Source organism: Kitasatospora sp. CB01950 (assembly GCF_001905465.1).
Lineage (GTDB): Bacteria > Actinomycetota > Actinomycetes > Streptomycetales > Streptomycetaceae > Kitasatospora.
In genome coordinates, this window is the sequence record NZ_LISX01000008.1 from 162,747 (window position 1) to 181,507 (window position 18,761).

The 18,761-nt window shown below is 73.1% G+C and carries 11 protein-coding genes; 5 read left to right on the forward strand and 6 right to left on the reverse strand.

Annotation, left to right across the window (positions count from 1 at the left end; genetic code table 11):
- Positions 1–115 precede the first annotated feature (115 nt).
- Entirely contained in the window at positions 116–2,314 is a 2,199-nt protein-coding gene (gene glgX, locus AMK19_RS21225) for a glycogen debranching protein GlgX (protein WP_073814117.1), read from the forward strand.
- 71 nt (positions 2,315–2,385) lie between these two features.
- Here glgX and AMK19_RS21230 read toward each other — a convergent pair whose 3' ends face one another.
- The 3 genes from AMK19_RS21230 to AMK19_RS21240 are packed head-to-tail and all read right to left on the reverse strand — an operon-like array spanning position 2,386 to position 5,914.
- Positions 2,386–3,246, reverse strand: coding sequence for a geranyl diphosphate 2-C-methyltransferase (locus AMK19_RS21230; RefSeq protein WP_073814119.1), 861 nt, complete (start codon positions 3,244–3,246; stop codon positions 2,386–2,388).
- 35 nt (positions 3,247–3,281) lie between these two features.
- Entirely contained in the window at positions 3,282–4,475 is a 1,194-nt protein-coding gene (locus AMK19_RS21235; protein WP_073814121.1) for a family 2 encapsulin nanocompartment cargo protein terpene cyclase, read from the reverse strand.
- Between the two features lie 29 nt (positions 4,476–4,504).
- Positions 4,505–5,914: a family 2B encapsulin nanocompartment shell protein gene (locus AMK19_RS21240; RefSeq protein WP_073814123.1), complete on the reverse strand. Its 1,410-nt coding sequence runs from the start codon at positions 5,912–5,914 to the stop codon at positions 4,505–4,507.
- 318 nt (positions 5,915–6,232) lie between these two features.
- Here AMK19_RS21240 and AMK19_RS21245 point away from each other — a divergent pair, with 318 nt between their 5' ends.
- On the forward strand, positions 6,233–8,077 hold the full coding sequence (locus AMK19_RS21245) for an ABC transporter ATP-binding protein (RefSeq protein ID WP_073814125.1): 1,845 nt from the start codon (positions 6,233–6,235) through the stop codon (positions 8,075–8,077).
- Complete coding sequence (locus AMK19_RS21250) at positions 8,074–9,906, forward strand: ABC transporter ATP-binding protein (protein ID WP_073814127.1); 1,833 nt, start codon at positions 8,074–8,076, stop codon at positions 9,904–9,906. The genes AMK19_RS21245 and AMK19_RS21250 overlap by 4 nt, the downstream gene beginning before the upstream one ends.
- Positions 9,907–9,910: 4 nt before the next feature.
- Here the strand turns inward: AMK19_RS21250 and AMK19_RS21255 are convergent, their stop codons facing one another.
- Both AMK19_RS21255 and pnuC read right to left on the reverse strand, forming a co-directional pair.
- Positions 9,911–11,029 (reverse strand): AAA family ATPase, encoded by a 1,119-nt coding sequence (locus tag AMK19_RS21255; RefSeq protein WP_073814129.1) that lies wholly within the window; start codon positions 11,027–11,029, stop codon positions 9,911–9,913.
- A complete protein-coding gene (gene pnuC, locus AMK19_RS21260; RefSeq protein WP_073814131.1) occupies positions 11,026–11,601 on the reverse strand; it encodes a nicotinamide riboside transporter PnuC in 576 nt (191 codons plus the stop codon). The genes AMK19_RS21255 and pnuC overlap by 4 nt, the downstream gene beginning before the upstream one ends.
- 139 nt (positions 11,602–11,740) lie before the next feature.
- On the opposite strand from pnuC, the gene AMK19_RS21265 reads away from it, so the two are divergent.
- Positions 11,741–13,465 carry an ABC transporter transmembrane domain-containing protein gene (locus AMK19_RS21265; protein ID WP_073814133.1) on the forward strand — a complete coding sequence of 575 codons (1,725 nt, stop codon included), beginning with the start codon at positions 11,741–11,743 and terminating at the stop codon, positions 13,463–13,465.
- Positions 13,462–15,183, forward strand: a complete 1,722-nt coding sequence (locus tag AMK19_RS21270) for an ABC transporter ATP-binding protein (protein WP_073814135.1) — start codon at positions 13,462–13,464, stop codon at positions 15,181–15,183. Before AMK19_RS21265 ends, AMK19_RS21270 begins: the two co-directional genes overlap by 4 nt.
- Before the next feature lie 60 nt (positions 15,184–15,243).
- Here the strand turns inward: AMK19_RS21270 and glgP are convergent, their stop codons facing one another.
- A complete protein-coding gene (gene glgP, locus AMK19_RS21275) occupies positions 15,244–17,919 on the reverse strand; it encodes an alpha-glucan family phosphorylase (protein ID WP_073814137.1) in 2,676 nt (891 codons plus the stop codon).
- Positions 17,920–18,761 lie beyond the last annotated feature (842 nt).

Genomic DNA, 18,761 nt, shown 5'->3' on the forward strand with positions numbered 1-18,761 from the left:
GGGCACAGGATTGGTCACGGTACGTCACCTCGCCCGACCCGGGGTGACGTGCGCGGTCGTACAGGGAACAACCGGAAGAACGGGGACGGGCCCCCGGACGGCTGGGAGGTTCGCCATGACGGCGTGGCAGGAGCTGGGTACGGGCACCGACCGGGAGGCGCGCGCGGCCGCCCGGCTGAACGGCACGGCGCCCCGGCCCGCCCGGGCGCTGCCCTGGCCGGGCAGCTGGCAGCCGCTCGGGGCCAGGTTCCGGGCGGACGGCGAGGGCGGCCGGGGCACCAACTTCGCGCTCTGGGCGCCGGGCGCGGAGGCCGTCGACGTCTGCCTGTTCGACGAGGACGGGCGGGAGAGTCGGCACCGGCTGACCGAGCAGACCTACCAGACCTGGCACGGCTACCTGCCGGGCGTGCTGCCCGGCACCCGCTACGGCTTCCGGGTGCACGGCCGGTGGGACCCGTGGACGGGCGCCCGGCACAACCCGGCGAAGCTGCTGATCGACCCGTACGCCCGCGCCATCGACGGCGGCTGCACCACGCACGAGGCGGTGAGCTCGGCGGTCCGCAACTGGCCCGAGCGGGACGTCGCGGACACCGTCCGGGACGACCGGGACTCCGCGCCGTACGTGCCCCGGTCGGTGGTGGTGCACGACGCCGACGACTGGTACGACGACCAGCGCCCGAAGACGCCGTGGGCCGACACGGTGCTGTACGAGCTGCACGTGCGCGGCTTCACCATGCGCCACCCCGACATCCCGCCCGGGCTGCGCGGCACCTACGCGGGCCTGGCGCACCCGGCGGCGATCGCGCACCTGACCGGGCTCGGGGTGACGGCGGTGGAGCTGCTGCCGGTGCACCACCACGTCAGCGAGGACCACCTGCAGGAGCGCGGGCTGGTCAACTACTGGGGCTACAACACGCTGGGCTTCTTCGCCCCGCACGCGGGCTACTCGTCCTCGGGCAGCCGGGGCCAGCAGGTCGGCGAGTTCAAGCGGATGGTGCGGGCGCTGCACGCGGCGGGCATCGAGGTGATCCTCGACGTGGTGTACAACCACACCGCCGAGTCGGGCGTGATGGGCCCTGCGCTGTCCTTCCGCGGCATCGACAACGCGGGCTACTACCGGCCGGACCGCTCGCGCCGCGGCTACGCCGACTACACGGGCTGCGGCAACACCCTGGACACCCGCCGGCCGCAGGTGATCCGGCTGGTCACCGACTCGCTGCGCTACTGGGTGCAGGAGATGGGCGTGGACGGCTTCCGCTTCGACCTGGCGGCGGCGCTGGCCCGCGGCAGCGACGCGGTGGAGATGGAGCACCCGTTCCTGGCCGCGGTGTCGCAGGACCCGGTGCTCAGCCGGGTCAAGCTGATCGCCGAGCCGTGGGACGTCGGCCCGGGCGGCTACCAGCTGGGCGGCTTCCCCCCGCTGTGGGGCGAGTGGAACGACCGCTTCCGGGACACCCTGCGCGACTTCTGGCGCGGCGCCCGGCCGGACGTCCGCGAGCTGGCCACCCGGATCGCCGGCTCCTCGGACCTCTACCAGCGCGGCGGCCGACGGCCCTACGCCTCCGTCAACTACGTGACCTCGCACGACGGTTTCACCCTGCGCGACCTGGTCTCCTACGACCGCAAGCACAACCTGGCCAACGGCGAGGACAACCGGGACGGCACCGACGACAACCGCTCCTGGAACCACGGCCGGGAGGGCGAGACGTCCGACCCGGCGGTCCGGGCGCTGCGGGTGCGCCAGCTGCGCAACCTGCTGACCACCCTGCTGCTGTCCAGCGGCGTGCCGATGCTGACGGCGGGCGACGAGCTGGGCCGCACCCAGCGCGGCAACAACAACGCCTACTGCCAGGACAACGAGATCGGCTGGCTGGACTGGTCGCTGCTGGACGACCCCGAGTGGCGGTCGCTGGCCGAGCTGACGGCCCGGCTGATCCGGTTGCGCCGGAGCCACCCGGTGCTGCGGCAGCGGGCGTTCTTCTCCGGTCGCCCGGCCGCACCGGACGGCCCGCGGGACTTGAGCTGGCTCACCCCGGCGGGGCGGGAGATGACCGAGGCGGACTGGTTCGCCCCGACCCACGCGCTGGCGATGCGGCTGTCCGGCACCGCGATGGCCGAGCGCGACCAGCACGGCCGGGAGGTGCACGACGCCGACTTCCTGCTGCTGCTGAACGCGGACGCGGAGCCGCGCCGCTTCACCCTGCCCGGCCCGCACCGCCCGCTGGTCGACACCGCCCTGGCCGGCCCGCCGGCGCCGGTCCCGGTCACCGAGGTCACGCTGACCGGCCGGTCGGCGATGCTGCTGACGGCGTGACGGCGTGACGGCACGAGGGCATGACGGCGGGCCCGGGCGGCGTCCCGGGCCCGCCGTCCGTACGCGGTCCGTCAGACCCGGTCGGCGACGATCATCAGGTAGTGGAAGCTGCCTTCCTTGTACGCCGTCAGGAACGGGTCCTCGATGCCGGTGGCCACCGAGGACCGGGCGCGCAGCTCCCAGTACGGGATGGTGTCGGCGGTCAGGTCGACCACGCTGATCGGCACCAGGTTGTTCGCGGCCAGCGCCTTGAAGTACTGGCTGCGCGGGTGGATGTTGCAGATGTAGTGCTCGTCGATCCGGCTGACGGCCTTCGAGCGCAGGCCCATCACGTCGTTGGAGCAGCCGGTGATGCAGACGTAGCGGCCGCCGGGGGCGAGCAGGCGGGAGAACTCGCCGAACGCCTCGAAGAGGTCCACGTACATGGTGGTCTCGTTGGTCCAGATCGCCCGGCGGGAGGCGGTCTCGAAGCCGGTGTCCAGCATGTTGCGGAAGTGGAAGCGGACCCGGTCGGCGATGCCGCGCTCGTGCGCCTGCCCGTTGGCGAAGGCGACCTGCTGCTCGGAGATGGAGATGCCGTCCACCTCGCAGCCGAAGCGCAGGTTGGCCATGATGCTGGTGCCGCCGCGACCGGAGCCGGCGTCGAGCAGCGCGTCGGTGGGCGCGATGTCGCCGAGGTGGTCGAGCAGCACGTCCGCCTGGGCGGTCTCCAGCCGGTGCATCTCCTCGATCATGCGCTCGTCGCGGGTCTCGTCCGGGCCCTCGAACACCGAGGGGTCGACCGGGCCGAGGCCGTAGTGGTGGTGGTAGAGGCCGTCGACCTCACCGAGCTTGATGTTGACCGGGTCCTTCTCCAGGTTCCAGTAGTTCGCGACCGACTTCTGGAACGCGGTGCGCAGCACGGTGGTGGCGCTCGGGACGGTGGTGGTCATGTACGGCGTACTCCTCAACTGGCGGTGACGGGGGATCAGTCGGTCTGGTAGCGGGCGCTGCCCGCATGCCACTCGCGGTTGCCGCCGACCCAGGCCCAGGTGCCGGCCAGGAAGCGGCGCAGCTCGGGCGAGCCGGTCAGGGCGAGGGCGGAGGCCTCGGCCTCGAAGGTGTGCATCAGTTCGTCGTGGATCGCCACGCTCTGCTGGACGGCCTCCTCCAGGGAGCAGCCCTCCTCGGTGGCGATCAGCATCGGCAGGCTGAAGTCGCCGGGGTCTTCCTTGGCCATCGAGTACAGGTCGTTCATCAGCACGGTGGCGGTGCCGGCCAGGGTGAAGGCGCGGCGCACGGCGGGGTCGGCGAACTCGGCCTGCGGGACTTCGTAGCCGGCGATCGCGTCGACCAGCACCATGCACGGGATGAAGGAGTTCTCGTGGCGGTGCATCAGGTACTCCCACACCGGCGGGCGGTGCCCGGTGGTGTGCCACATGCCTTCCTGGCCGTACGCCACGAACATGATCGCCAGTTCGTGCCGCAGCCGCCGGACCTGGTTCCAACTGGCGTACGGGGCAAGGCCGTCCAGTGCGGAGCGGAGCGCCTTGGCGACCGGGTCCTGCTGGATGTGCGCCTCCAGTTGGGGGGCGTAGCGGCGCGGCAGGTGGGCCTGGTCGATGGTGGAGTGGCAGATCGCCAGGCGTTGGCCGAGCACCTCGTGCCGGGCTTCCTCGACCTCGGCGTCGACGATGTGGTCGTCCACGGACCACTCGGAGAGGCCGCACTTGGCGGCGGCGAGCAGCCGGTCGGGGTCGTCGGTCTCGGGGTGGCCGAGCATCATCAGCCGGCCGAAGTTGGCCTTGCGGAGCATGTCGGTGCGGCCGGGGTAGATGCCGATCCCCTCGGCCCATTCGATCAGCCGCTCGTTGACCAGGTCGCCGAGCGCCGGGTCGTCGCGCACCGCGGGCGGGCAGTACAGCGCGGGGGCCTTGCCGTTGGTGATCGGCCGGGCGGCGGGGGCGTCCCGGACGATGTCGTCGGTCGCGCCCTTGCCCTGGTGGGGGACGGTCGGGCGGTGGGTGAGCAGGCCGCTGGTGCCGAGGCCGGTGGGGCCGGGGGCGTGCCAGGTGAGCCGCTCGGGGGCGGGGCGCTCGGGGTGGGTGAGGATGGCGGAGACCAGCGCCGCCAGCTCGTGGGTGCCGTGCGGGGCGAGCGTCCGGGTGAGCAGTGAGGGCATGTCGGTCCTCTGTTCGACGTGGGGGACGGTCAGGACCGCGGCTGGTCGACCTCGACGTTCTCCAGTACGCCCAGTGCGTCGGGGACCAGGATCGCGGCGGAGTAGTACGTGGAGACCAGGTAGTTGACGACGGCCTTCTCGTCGATGCCCATGAAGCGGACGTTCAGGCCGGGCTCGACCTCGTCGGGGATGTTGACCTGGGTGAGGCCGACCACGCCCTGGTTGTGCTCGCCGGTGCGCATCGCGAGGATCGAGCTGGTGCCGCCGCGGACCGGGATCTTGCTGCAGGGCAGCAGCGGGACGCCGCGCCAGGCGGGCGCCCGGTGGCCGTTGACCTCGGCGGTGGAGAAGTAGACGCCGCGCCGGTTGGCCTCCCGGCCGAACGCGGCGATCGCCTTGGGGTGGGCGAACAGGTAGTCGGTGTCGCGGCGCATCGCGAGCAGTTCGTCCAGGTCGTCGGGGCTCGGCGCACCGGCGTGGGTCTGGATCCGCTGGTCGAAGGCGCAGTTGGCGAGCAGCCCGAACTCCGGGTTGTTGACGATCTCGTACTCCTGGCGCTCGCGGAGCGCCTCGATGGTCAGCCGCAGCTGTTCCTCGGTCTGGTCCATCGGCTTGCTGTACAGGTCGGCGACCCGGCTGTGCACCCGCAGCACCGTCTGGGCGACGCTCAACTCGTACTCGCGCGGCCCGAGTTCGTAGTCGACGAAGGCGGTGGGGAGCCGGTACTCGCCCTCGTGGCCGGCCGACATGTCGATCCTGGCCTCGCCGTGCTCGTTCTGCTCGGCGGCCTGCCCGGCCTGGAAGAGGGCGATCTGCGCCTGCAGGGCCGGGGAGCGGTCCACGATCTCCTGGAAGGCCGCCCAGGGCAGCGACATCGCGGTGCCGGCGGTGGCGGCCTTCACGGTGTACGGCCAGCGCCCGTCGGCGGTGTTGAGCGCCTCGTCGCCGAGGTGGTCGCCGTCGGCGTGCACGGCGAGCACGGTGTCGTCGCCGTACTTGCCGGTGCCGATCCGTTCGACCTTGCCGTGCGCGATCAGGAAGACCTCGCCGATCGGCGTGCCCTCCTGGACCAGCACCTCGCCGGCGGCGAAGCCGCGCTGGACGAAGCGGTCGGCGAGCTGGTTCAGGACGGCGTAGTCCTCGAAGCCGCGCAGCACCGGAACTTCGGTCAGGGTGGGCCCCGCCACCTTGACCTCCCGGCCGGTCTGCACGAAGGACACCCGGCCGCGGCCGACCGCGTGGCTGAGCCGGCGGTTGACCCGGTAGGTGCCGGCCGAGACCTGGACCCAGGGCAGCTTGCGCAGCAGCCAGCGCGAGCTGATCTCCTGCATCTGCGGCTTGGACTTGGTCGTGGTGGCGAGGTTGCGCGCCGCCGCGGTGCTCAGGCTCTGCGGTGCCGGCGCCTGGGCTTCGGGGGCGTGCTCGGTCTCGACCGACATGCTTTTCTCCTGCGCTGCTCGGGGTGATCCACCGCGATCACGTCGGCCAGATCAGACACTGCGATGCCGGGGGGCCTGCAAGCAGGCGCTCGGAGCGCGAGAATCGCCAAACGCGCGCCCCCACGCCGTTTCCCGCCGGGAGTGCGCCCATGCGCCGGGGGGCTTCCGCCGACGGCGCGCGACGCTGCGGGCGACCCGAACGGCGCAATGGGGAGCGCCGCGATCTGCCCTGACGCCCCCTCCTTCCTGGCCGGATCTCACCGACAGGGGCAAAAAAGCAGATGAGAAATGTCAGCGGGTGCGCCTACCCTCTCGGCGATGGCCGAGAACCAGAACCCCACTCCGCCCACCCCAGCGGATTCGAACACTCCGTCAACCGGCGGCACCGGAAGTTCACCCGGATCGGTACCCCGATCGCCGGTACGCTCCCTGCTGCGCCTGTGGCCGTACGCCCGCGAGGCGCGCTGGCGGATCTTCGGCTCGATGGCCGCCGCCGGGCTCGCCTCGCTCAGCGTGCTGGCCGTGCCGATCGTGCTGCGCGGCATCGTGGACGGGCCGATCGCCCACCACGACCTGTCGGGGCTGTGGCCGCTGGCCCTCGCCCTGCTGCTGCTCGGCCTCGCCGAGGCCGCCCTGTTCGGCGTCCGCCGGATCATCGTGGCCCGCCCGCTGGCCAAGGTGGAGACCAAGCTGCGCGGCGACCTGTTCGCCAAGCTCCAGCGGCTGCCGATCTCCTTCCACGACCGCTGGCCGTCCGGGCAGCTGCTCTCCCGGGCCACCTCGGACCTGTTCGTGATGCGGCTGTTCCTGGCCTTCCCGCTGGTCTTCCTGGTGGTCAACTCCACCGTCTTCCTGACCGGCACCGCGCTGATGTTCACCCTGGACTGGCGGCTCGCGCTGATCACGCTGATCCCGGCGATCCCGCTGATCATCTACACCCGCCGCTTCGAGGCCGGGTACTCGGCCGCCTCCCGGCTCGCCCAGGACCAGAACGGCGACCTCGCCACCGTCGTCGAGGAGTCGGTGCTCGGCATCCGCATCCTCAAGGCCTTCGGCCGGCACCGCACCATGGCCGAGGAGTTCCGCCGGCACAGCGCCGACCTGCGCGAGACCGAACTGCGCAAGGCCGACCTGCTCGGCAACCTGTGGGCGGCCATCGTCGGCCTGCCCGAACTCGCCCTCGGTGCCGCCCTCGCCACCGGCGCCGTCCTGGTCGCCCACGACGAACTCTCGGCCGGCACCCTGGTCGCCTTCCTCTCCACCGCGCTCGCCCTGCGCTGGCCGGTCGAGTCGATCGGCTGGCTGCTCGGCTTCGCCGCCGAGGCCGCCAGCGCCGCCAACCGCTACTTCGAGGTGATGGACGAGCCGGAGCCCACCGACCCGCCCTCCGGCGAGGCCCCCTCGGACGACCGCGGCATCCGCTTCACCGGCGTCCGCTTCCGCTATCCCGACGCCCCGGCGGGCACCCCCGACCTGCTCGCCGGCATCGACCTGCACATCCGCCCCGGCGAGACGCTCGCGCTGGTCGGCGCCACCGGCAGCGGCAAGACCACCCTCACCGCGCTGCTCCCCCGCCTGTACGAGCCGACCGCCGGGTCGATCACGCTGGACGGCACCGACGTCCGCGACCTGCCGCGCGAGGAGCTGCGCCGCCTGGTCGCCGTCGCCTTCGAGGAACCCACCCTGTTCTCCGCCACCGTCCGGGAGAACGTCCTGATGGGCGCCCCCGGCGCCGACCCGCAGCGGCTCGCCGGCGCCCTCGACACCGCGCAGGCCGGCTTCGTCGAGCGGCTCCCCGAGGGCCTGGACACCGAGGTCGGCGAGCAGGGCCTGAGCCTCTCCGGCGGCCAGCGCCAGCGCCTCGCGCTGGCCCGCGCGGTGGTCGGCGAACCCCGCTTCCTGGTCCTCGACGACCCGCTGTCCGCGCTCGACGTGCACACCGAGGCCCTGGTGGAACGCGCCCTGCGGCGGGTCCTCGCCGACACCACCGCGCTCGTCGTCGCGCACCGCCCGTCCACCGTGCTGCTGGCCGACCGGGTCGCGCTGCTCGACGACGGGCGGATCGCCGCCGTCGGCACCCACCACGAACTCCTGCAGTCCTGTCCCGCCTACCGGGCCCTGATGTCCGGCGAATCCGAACTGGAAGGGGCGCTGGCCCGATGACCACCGCCGTCGCGGAACCCGCCGTCGAAGAGGACGACCTGCCCCCCGCGGCCGACGACGACCAGGACATCCCCGTCCCGCCCGGCGCGCCCCGCGCCCTGCTCGGCTCGCTGCTCGCCCCGCACCGCCGCCGGATCGTCCTCGCCGTGCTCGCCGTCCTGGTCCAGCAGGCCGCCCTGCAGGCCGGGCCGCTGCTGGTCGCCTTCGCCATCGACCGCGGCATCCCCGCCCTGCGCGACCACGACTCCGGTCCGCTGATCGCCGTCACCGCCGGCTACCTGGGCTGCGCGCTCGTCGCCACCCTGCTGCAACGTTTCTTCATCAGGTTCGCGGCCCGGATCAACCAGGACATCCTGCTCGACCTGCGCGGCCGGATCTTCCGGCACGCCCAGCGGCTCAGCCTGGACTTCCACGAGCGCTACACCTCCGGCCGGATCATCTCCCGCGCCACCAGCGACGTGGACACCCTGCGCGAACTGCTCGCCGAGGGCCTCCAGGAACTCCTGATGGTCTGTCTGTCCGTCGGCTACATCACCGTGGTGCTCTGCCTGATGGACTGGCGCCTGGGCCTGGCCTCCCTGGTGTCCTTCCTGCCGATGTACCTGATCATCAGGTCCTTCCGCCGCCGCTCCCAGCAGGTCTACCGCCGCTCCCGCACCGCGGTGGCCGGGCTGATCGTCCGCTTCACCGAGACCATGAACGGCATCCGCCCGGTCCAGGCGTTCCGCCGCGAAGCCGCCAACAACAAGGCCTTCGACACCGTCAACCAGCAGTCCGCCACCGCCACCGCGGACGGCCTCCTGGAGATGGCCCGGTACGTCTTCCTCTCCCGGATGACCGCCAACACCTGGATCACCGGCGTGGTCGTCCTCGGCGCCCTGCTGGTCAGCGACGGCAGCCTCGAACTCGGCGTGCTCACCGCCTTCGTGCTCTACCTGCGCCGGCTCTACGACCCGATCGACCAGCTGGCGATGTTCCTGAACAGCTACCAGTCGGCCGCCGCCGCCCTGGAGAAGATGGCCGGCCTGCTCGCCCACGAGCCCTCCGTCCCCGAGCCCACCGAACCCGCCCCACTCCCCGCCGCCACCGGCAAGGGCCGCGAAGTCGCCTTCCGCGACACCCGGTTCGGGTACGCCAACGGCAAGGAGATCCTCCCCGCGTTCGACCTCGTCCTCCCCGCCGGCCGGACCACCGCCGTGGTCGGCGCGACCGGCGCCGGCAAGTCCACCCTCGCCAAGCTGCTCGCCCGCTTCTACGACCCCACCGCCGGCGCCGTCACCCTCGACGGCGTCGACCTGCGCGACCTCACCACCGCCGACCTGCGGGCCAACGTCGTGATGGTCACCCAGGAGTCGTTCCTGTTCTCCGGCACCGTCGCCGAGAACATCGCCGTCGGCAAGCCCGACGCCACCCGTCCCGAGATCGAGGCCGCGGCCCGCGCCATCGGCGCCCACGACTTCATCACCGCCCTCCCCGACGGCTACGACACCGACGTCCGCAAGCGCGGCGGCCGCATCTCCGCCGGCCAACGCCAACTCGTCGCCTTCGCCCGGGCCCTGCTCGCCGACCCCGCCGTCCTCATCCTCGACGAGGCGACGTCCTCCCTCGACGTCCCCGGCGAACAGGCCGTCCAGCACGCCATGCAGACCGTCCTGGCCGGCCGCACCGCCGTGATCATCGCCCACCGCCTCTCCACCGTCGAGATCGCCGACCGCGTCCTCGTCATGGATCAGGGCCGCATCGTCGAGGACGGCACCCCCGCCACCCTCATCGCCGGCGAAGGCCGCTTCGCGACGCTCCACCAGACCTGGAAGGACAGCCTGGTGTAGCCATTCAGGGGTTCGTGGGGGGTGCCTCCACGAACCCCTGGAGGAGCTCTTCCCCAAGCCCCTGGAAGAGCGCCCGCAGCACCGCTTCCACCCTCTCCTCCCGGCTCCCCCGCACCTCGATCCACCGCTGCCCGGAGGCCCCGAGCACCTCGCGGAAGCGCCCGCTCATCCACTCCCGCAGGTGCTCCCCGTCCCGCAGCCCGTCGTCCTCGAACGCCACCCCCTCGTGCGAGGTCAGGACGTACAGCTCGCGCCGCGCCTGCGTCGCCACCGCCGCCCAGGTCTCCGGCGCGGTGCGGCCGCAGTACCGCTCCTCCCAGACCGCCGTCGCCAGCAGGTCGGTGTCGCAGACCAGCACCGGCCCCCCGGCCCTCGCCGCCCGCTCCTCGGCCTCCGCCTGCCGCTTCCGCACCAGCGCGAAGTCCCGCCCGTCCCATTCCAGTTGGTCGACCGTCGGCATCGGGTCACCCGCCGTCGCCGCCACCCCCCGGGCGACGGCGAGCTTCGAGGCGGTGAGTTCCCGGCCGTACTCCGCGACCCACCCGGTGAGTGCGTGCACCCCGCCCCGCGCCCGCAGCGCGCGGGCGAGGTCGAGCGAGAGCGTGGTGGTCCCGGTCGATTCCGCGCCGAGGACGATCACCCGCCGCGCGAGCCCGGCCCGGACGGCGGGTTCGAGGTCCGCCCAGTGCGCCGCCGGATCGGCGCGCACCTCGGTGCCGGAGACCGGAAACGTGGCCCGGTCCACGTCGAGTACGACGGGCGCGGCGTCGAAGCGGCGGGCGAGCTCGTACCCGTACTCCTCCGACGAGAACACCGCGTCGATGCTCTCGCCCGGCCGCAACGCCTCCCGCATCAGCGCGACATGGCCGTCCCAGATCTCCGGGTCCTGGTAGTCGACGGGGATGTTGTCGACCGTCCCGACCACCCGCACCTGCGAGTCCCCTCGCCAGACCTCGCGGATCCAGCGGACCCGGTCGTCCAGCGGAATCGTCTCGCTGTCGGCGGCCATCACCACCACGGTGACGCGCTCGGCGGCGTCGGCCGCGCTGCGGATCAGGAAGTGGTGCCCGGCGTGCGGCGGATAGAACTTCCCGATCACCAGGGCGTGCTGGAACAGGCTCATGCGACAGCCACCGCCACTCCGCCCGGGTGACCGGGAGTCCGCCGCCAGGTGCGCAGCCCGTATCCGCACAGCCCGAGGAACAGCACGTACACCGCGGCGGTCGGGTACAGCCCCTTCGCCACATACAGCGGTATGTAGATCAGATCAGCGGCCATCCACAGGTACCAGGTCTCGATCCGCTTGGTGTTCAGCAGCCACTGCGCGGCCAGCGACAGCGCGGTGGTGAGCGCGTCCCAGAACGGCGCGGTGTCGTGAACGGCCGTCAGCAGCCAGGTGAGCAGCGCGGTGGCGGGCACCACCGCCGCGATCGCGACGCCGATCGCGCGCGGGCCGCCGCGGCGGACCTCCAGCCGTCCGCCGGCGGTGTCGCGCCGCAGCCACTGCCACCAGCCGTGCGCGCCGAGCGCCAGGAAGACCACCTGCAGCCCGGCGTCCGCGTAGAGGCCGGCGGTGCCGAACACCACCAGGAAGAAACCGTTGTTGGCGATGCCCACCGGGAAGGTCCAGACGTTGGTCCGCACCGTCAGCCATACGCATATCGCGCCGGTGACGAACCCCAGCCACTCCGTCATGTGCCCTCCTCAGGCTTTGCGTCGAAGTGACGATAATAGGCCGACCTCCGCCCCCACAAGGCATTTCCCCCGTCCGACCAGGTCCGGGCGCACCGGAAACCGATCGACCGGCTCCGGAAACTGCCACTAGCCTCGGTCCGTGGACGACCCGACCGCCGGCCGAGCCGGCCCCCCAGACTCCCGCAGCCCGCTCCGCTTCCTGTGGTGGCTGGTCCGCAGCCAGCGCCGCCGTTCACTGGCGGGCACGTTCTACGGCACCGCCTGGATGCTCGGACTGACCGTCCAGCCGTACCTGCTCTCCCGCGCCGTGGACGACGGCCTGCGCCCGGGCCGGACGGGGGTGGTGCTCGGCTGGTCGGCGGCGATGCTCGGCTTCGGCCTGCTGAACACCGTGCTGGCCTGGTGCCGGCACCGCACCATGACGCTGGTCCGCAACGACGCGTCCTTCCGCACCATCGCCGTGGTGCTTCGGCACAGCGTGCGGCTCGGCGCGACGCTGCCCCGTCAGGTCTCGGCCGGCGAGGTGGTCACCATCGGCATCTCCGACGTGTCCCGGATCGCCATGGCGCTCACCTTCATCGGGCCCGGTGTGGGCGCGGTGATCTGCTACCTGACGGTCGCCGCGATCCTGCTCACCCTGTCCCCGCTGCTGGCCCTGGTCGTCCTGCTCGGCCTGCCCGTCCTCGCCCTGACCCTTCGCCCCCTGATGGTCCGTCAACAGGCGGCCGAGAGCCGCTTCCGCGACCACCAGGGCCGCCTGACCGCCCGGTTCGAGGACCTGGCGGGCGGCCTGCGGGTGCTGAACGGCCTGGGCGGCAAGGACGTGTACGCGGCCCGCTACCGGGCCGACTCCCAGGCGCTGCGCGCCGAGGGCTACCGGGTCGGCTCGGCCGTCAGCTGGATCCAGGCACTCGGCGGCGGCCTCCCGGTGCTGCTGCTCGCCGCCGTCACCTGGCTCGGCGCCCGCCTCGCCGTCGAAGGCGACCTGACGCCCGGCCAGTTGACGGCGGTGTTCGCGTACGCCGCCGTGCTGGTCGCCCCGGTGTACTTCCTGATCGAGAACAGCCAGGACATCGGCCGCGCCCTGGTCTGCGCCCGCCGGGTCACCGACTTCCTCCACCTGGCCCCGGACCCGGACCACGGAACCGACCGACTCCCGGTCCCCACCGCCGAGTTGATCGACCACGAGTCCGGCGTCCGGCTCGCCCCCGGTGAGCTGACAGTGCTCGCCGCGGCCCGGCCCGCCGACACCGCCGCCGTCGTCGAACGCCTCGCCCGGCTCGCCCCCGCCGCCACCGTCACCTGGGGCGACACCCCGCTCGCCGACCTGCCGCTGGCCGACGTCCGGTCCCGGATCACCCTCGCCGAGAACGAGGCGACCCTGTTCGCCGGCACCCTGCGCGAAACCGTCCGCGGCCGCACCGACGCCCCCGACGAGACCCTGCTGTCCGCCCTGGAGACCGCCGCCGCCCTCGACCTGCTCGGCTCCCTGGGCGGCCGACTCGACGCCCCGATCGCCGCCGACGGCCGCAACCTGTCCGGCGGACAGCGCCAACGTCTGTGCCTCGCACGCGCGTTGACCGCCGAACCGGACGTCCTGCTGGCCGTCGAACCGACCTCCGCGGTGGACGCCCACACCGAGGCCGCGATGGCCGCGGGCCTGCGCGCCGCCCGCGCCGGCCGCACCACCGCCCTCACCAGCACCTCCCCGCTGCTGCTCGACCGGGCCGACACCGTCCACTACCTGGTGGACGGCAAGGTCGCCGCCGTCGGCACCCACCGCGAACTGCTCCGTACCCAGCCCGGCTACCGCTCCCTGGTCACTCGCGGCCCCGACTCCGAGAACGCCGAGGTGGCCGAATGAACACCCTGCCGATCGCCACCACCCGCCAGGTCCGGCAGGCCGCCGTCCGGCTGGTCCGCGAGGACGGCCGGGCCTTCGCCGCCGTCCTCCTCCTCAACGGCCTCGCCGCCCTGCTCGGCCTGGCCGGGCCCTGGCTGCTCGGCCGGATCATCGACCGGGTCACCCACGGCGCCACCACCGGCGACATCGACCGTCTCGGCCTGCTGCTGCTCGGCTGCGCCGTCGCCCAGATCCTGATGAACCGCCAGGCCCGCTACCTGGCCCACCGGTTCGGCGAGCGGGCCGGCGCCCGGGTCCGCGAACAGCTCCTCGACCGGGTCCTCGCCCTGCCCGCCGCCACCGCCGAACGCGCCGGCACCGGCGACCTCACCTCCCGCGGCACCACCGACGCCACCGCCGTCGGCGAGACCCTCCGGGACGCCGCGCCGGAACTCTTCGTGGCCGCCGCCCAGGCCCTGTTCGTCCTCGGCGCGATCCTCACCGTCAGCCCCCTGCTGGGCAGTTGCGGCCTGCTCGGCGTCGTCGGCATCGCCCTCGGCGCCCGCTGGTACCTGCGCCGCGCCCGCGCCGCCTACCTCGCCGACCGGGCCGCCAACGCCACCCTCGCCGGGACCCTCTCCGCCACGGCGAACGGCGCCCGCACCATCGACGCCCTCGGCCTCCAGCAGCAGCGCCTCGACGCGGGCCGCGACGCCATCGACACCGCCAACCGCGCCCGGCTGCGCACCCTCCACCTGCGGCTGCGCTTCTTCGCCGTCATCAACCTCTCGTACACCCTCCCCGTCGTCCTGGTCCTCCCGCTCGGCGCCCTGCTGGTCGCCCACCACACCGTCACCCTCGGCGCCGCCGTCTCCGCCGTCCTGTTCCTGCGGCGCGTCGAGGAACCCCTCGACACCATCGTCGTGCTGCTCGAATCCGTACAGAGCAGCACCGCCGCGTACGCCCGCGTCGAAGGCCTCGCCGCCACCCCGGCGCCCGCCCCGACCGCCGACCGCGAACCCGCCGACGACCGCATCCGGGTCACCGACGTCCGCTACGCCTATCCGGACGGGCCCGACGTGCTGCACGGACTCGACCTCGACCTGCGCCCCGGCGAACGCCTCGCCGTGGTCGGCCCGTCCGGCTCCGGCAAGACCACGCTCGGCCGCCTCCTCGCCGGCATCGACCGCCCCCGCACCGGCACCATCACCGTCGGCGGCGTGCCGCTCGCCGACCTCTCCCCCGAACGGCTGCGACGTCAGGTCGTCCTGGTCACCCAGGAGCACCACGTCTTCCTCGGCACCCTCCGCGACAACCTGCGAATAGCCGCCCCCGACGCCGACGACCCCACCCTGACCGCGGCACTCGACGCCGTCGGCTGGCACCACGACCTCCCCGACGGCCTGGACACCGACCTCGGCCCCGCCCACCGCCTCGACGGCGCCCGGGCCCAGCAACTCGCCCTGGCCCGCGTCATCCTGGCCGACCCCCACACCCTGATCCTCGACGAGGCCACCGCCCTCCTCGACCCCACCGCCGCCCGCAACACCGAACGCGCCCTCGCCGCCACCCTCACCGGCCGCACCGTCATCGCCATCGCCCACCGCCTCCACACCGCCCACGACGCCGACCGCGTAGCCGTCCTCACCCAGGGCCACCTCACGGACCTCGGCCCCCACGAGAAGCTCGTCACCACCGACGGCCCGTACGCCCGCCTCTGGCACTCCTGGCAGGGGTAGCACTTCGCGGGTGCGAAGTCAGGGGCTCGTGGAGGTACCCCCACGAGCCCCTGAACGCCCTTACCTGAGCACCCCGGCCTCCAGGCCCCCCAGCTCCACCGGCACCGCCACCAACCCCAGCTCGGCGATCGACGCCAGTCGCGGATGCGCGGGAAGCACGCGCACCGTGTACCCGAACGGCCCCGTCCGCGAGAGCTCCAAGTGCCCCTCGTAGCGCAGCCGCCCGTCCAGGTCCGTCCCGCCGGCCGCCGCGGGCTTGAGCGCCAGGGTCGTCGCCTCGGAGATCCGGTCGCTCTCGTCGACGCGCCCCGCAACCACCTGCACCTCGACGTCCTCCGGCCCGAGCCGCCCGAGCGCGACCTGCACCCGGAGCGCCAGCGTCGCGCCGAGCTCCTGCGCCTCGCCGACCCCGTCCGCCTCGACGTGCTCCACCCGCACCGCGGGCCACGCGTCCCGGACCGTCGCCTTCCAGCCCGCCAGCGCCTTCGCGCCGGCGTAGTCGGAGGCCCCGCCCGCCAGCCGCCGTCGCGCCTCCGCCGCCGGAACGTAGAGGCGCTCGACGTACTCGCGGACCATCCGCCCGGCGAGCACCTTCGGCCCCAGCGTCACCAGCGTGTGCCGGACCATCGAGATCCACCGGTGCGGCAGCCCGTCCGCCGCGCGGTCGTAGAAGCGTGCGGCGACCTGGTTCTCGATGAGGTCGTAGAGCGCCGCGGCCTCGATGTCGTCGCGCCGCTCGGCCTCCTTGCTTTCCGGGTCGAGCACGCCCTCGCCGGTGCCGCCGTCCGCGGTGGGGATGGCCCAGCCGTTCTGGCCGTCGTACCACTCGTCCCACCAGCCGTCGAGGATCGACAGGTTGAGACAGCCGTTCAGCGCGGCCTTCATTCCGGAGGTGCCGCAGGCCTCCAGCGGCCGGAGCGGGTTGTTCAGCCAGACGTCGCAGCCGGGGTAGAGCGCCGTGGCCATCGCCATGTCGTAGTCCGGCAGGAAGACGATCCGGTGCCGCACGGCGGGGTCGTCGGCGAAGGCGACGAGGTGCTGGATGAGTCGCTTGCCGCCGTCGTCCGCGGGGTGGGCCTTGCCGGCGACGACGATCTGCACGGGCCGTTCGGGGTGCAGCAGCAGGGCGCGCAGCCGGGCCGGGTCGCGGAGCATCAGGGTGAGCCGCTTGTAGGACGGGACGCGCCGGGCGAAGCCGATGGTGAGGACGTCGGCGTCGAGGACCGTGCCGGTCCAGCCGAGTTCGGCGTCGCCCGCGCCGCGCTGCTGCCAGGAGGCGCGGAGGCGTCGGCGGGCCTCGTCGACGAGTTGGGCGCGCAGGGTGCGGCGCAGTTCCCAGACCTCGGCGTTGCCGATGCGTTCGAGGCCGGTCCACTGGTTGGCGGTGCCGACCGCCATCGCCTGTTCGGCGCGTTCCTGGCCGATCTCGGTGGCACCGAGGCGGACCACGGCGGGGTCGATCCAGGTGGGGGCGTGGACGCCGTTGGTGATCGAGGTGATGGGGACCTCGGGCGCGTCGAAGCCGGGCCACAGGCCGCGGAACATCTCCCGGCTGACGGCGCCGTGCAGCGTGGACACGCCGTTGGCGCGCTGGGCGAGCCGCAGGCCCATGGCGGCCATGTTGAAGAGCTTCGGGTCGCCGCCGCCCCAGCTCTCGGCGCCGAGCGCGAGCACCTGCTCGACGGGCACGCCGGGCAGCGCGGCGTCGCCGCCGAAGTGGCGGGCGATCAGCTCCCGGTCGAAGCGGTCGATGCCGGCGGGGACGGGCGTGTGGGTGGTGAAGACGGTGCCGGCCCGGACGGCTTCGAGGGCGTCGGCGAAGCCGAGGCCGGGGTGGGCGGCGGTGAGTTCGGAGATGCGTTCCAGGCCGAGGAAGCCGGCGTGGCCCTCGTTGGTGTGGAACACCTCGGGTTCGGGGTGTCCGGTGAGCCGGGCGTAGGTGCGGACGGCGCGGACGCCGCCGATGCCGAGCAGTATTTCCTGCAGCAGCCGGTGTTCGCTGCCGCCGCCGTAGAGGCGGTCGGTGACGTCGCGTTCGGCGGGGCTGTTGGCCTCGATGTCGGAGTCGAGCAGCAGCAGCGGGACCCGGCCGACCTGGGCGCGCCAGACCTGGGCGGCGAGGGTGCGGCCGCCGGGCAGGGCGAGGTCGATCCGGCAGGGGGTGCCGTCGGCCTCGCGGAGCAGGGTGACGGCGAGCGCGTCGGGGTCGAGCAGCGGGTAGCGCTCCTGCTGCCAGCCGTCGCGGCTGAGCGACTGGCGGAAGTAGCCGTGGCGGTAGAAGAGCCCGACGCCGATGATCGGGACGCCGAGGTCGGAGGCGGCCTTGAGGTGGTCGCCGGCCAGGATGCCGAGGCCGCCGGAGTACTGCGGGAGGGCGGCGGCGATGCCGTACTCGGGCGAGAAGTAGGCGATGCCGGCGGGCAGCCCGCCCTCGGGGTCGGCGGACTGGTACCAGCGCGGTCCGGTGAGGTAGTCGCGCAGGTCGTCGGCCAGGTCGCCGAGCCGCCGCAGGAAGCGCCGGTCGGTGGCGAGGGCGGCCAGTCGGGCCGCGGGGACTTCGCCGAGCAGTCGGACCGGGTCCTCCCCGACGGCGGCCCAGACGTCCGGGTCGACGGAGCGGAACAGCTCCCTGGTCTCCGGGTGCCAGGACCATCGGAGGTTCAGCGCGAGCTCGTGCAGTGGCTGCAGTTGTTCGGGCAGGACGGTGCGGACGGTGAACCTGCGGATTGCCTTCACGGCTTGAAGCGTAGACCCGCGGATACGTCTGATCGGTCGTCAACGTGCGGTCGCTGCACCCGTTCGGAGCAGCGTTGAGATCGTTCCGGGCGCGTGGTGGCAAATGACGGCGCACGGAGGGCGCAGGCTGGGAAAAGACGCGCCGTCGGGTGTGAACTTCTGGGAACGGAGGTGTTGCGGGTGCCTGTTTCGGCCCGGTCCACCGGCTGAAACCGCGCGCCTACCGCGTCGTAGCCCTTGCCGGTGGTGCGAGGATGCAACAAGGTCGTGGGTGCCGCCGGTGCACGATCGGACGATCGTTCCCCCGCTGCCTCCGGCCGGTGCAGGTCCGGTTTTGACGTGCCCTCACACCCCTTAGCCCATTCGGCCCCTGTCGCCGTGCCTTCGCGTGTCCTTGTGCTCCGACCGGTCGTTCCCCGGTGGGTTGGGTCATGCGAGGGCGTGCACCGAGCGGCGCGCGCCGGGGTATGTGCGCTCTTCGACGCGGCGGGCTCGCTGCGGCGGTCGGCGGGCGGGGTTTGCCGGGTCCGTCGACACGGGGCCGGTTCGGGCCGCACGTCCTTCCTCACCCAGTAGTCCTCCCGGTACTCTCCCGGCGTCGCCCGCCGGGCAGAGCTGCCGCCGATCTCGGGCAGGAGCTTGGCATGCACGGCGACACGCGGGACCAGTCCACGGTACCGACGGACCACACCCCTGACGGACCGTCGACCGGGGAGCCCCCGGTGCCGGCCCCGCGCACCGCGGCGGCCCGCAGGCGGGCGGCCGCACCGGCCGCGAAGCGTGCGGCCGCCCCGCGCAAGGCCGCGTCGAAACGGACCACCACCGTCAGGTCCGCCGCGGCC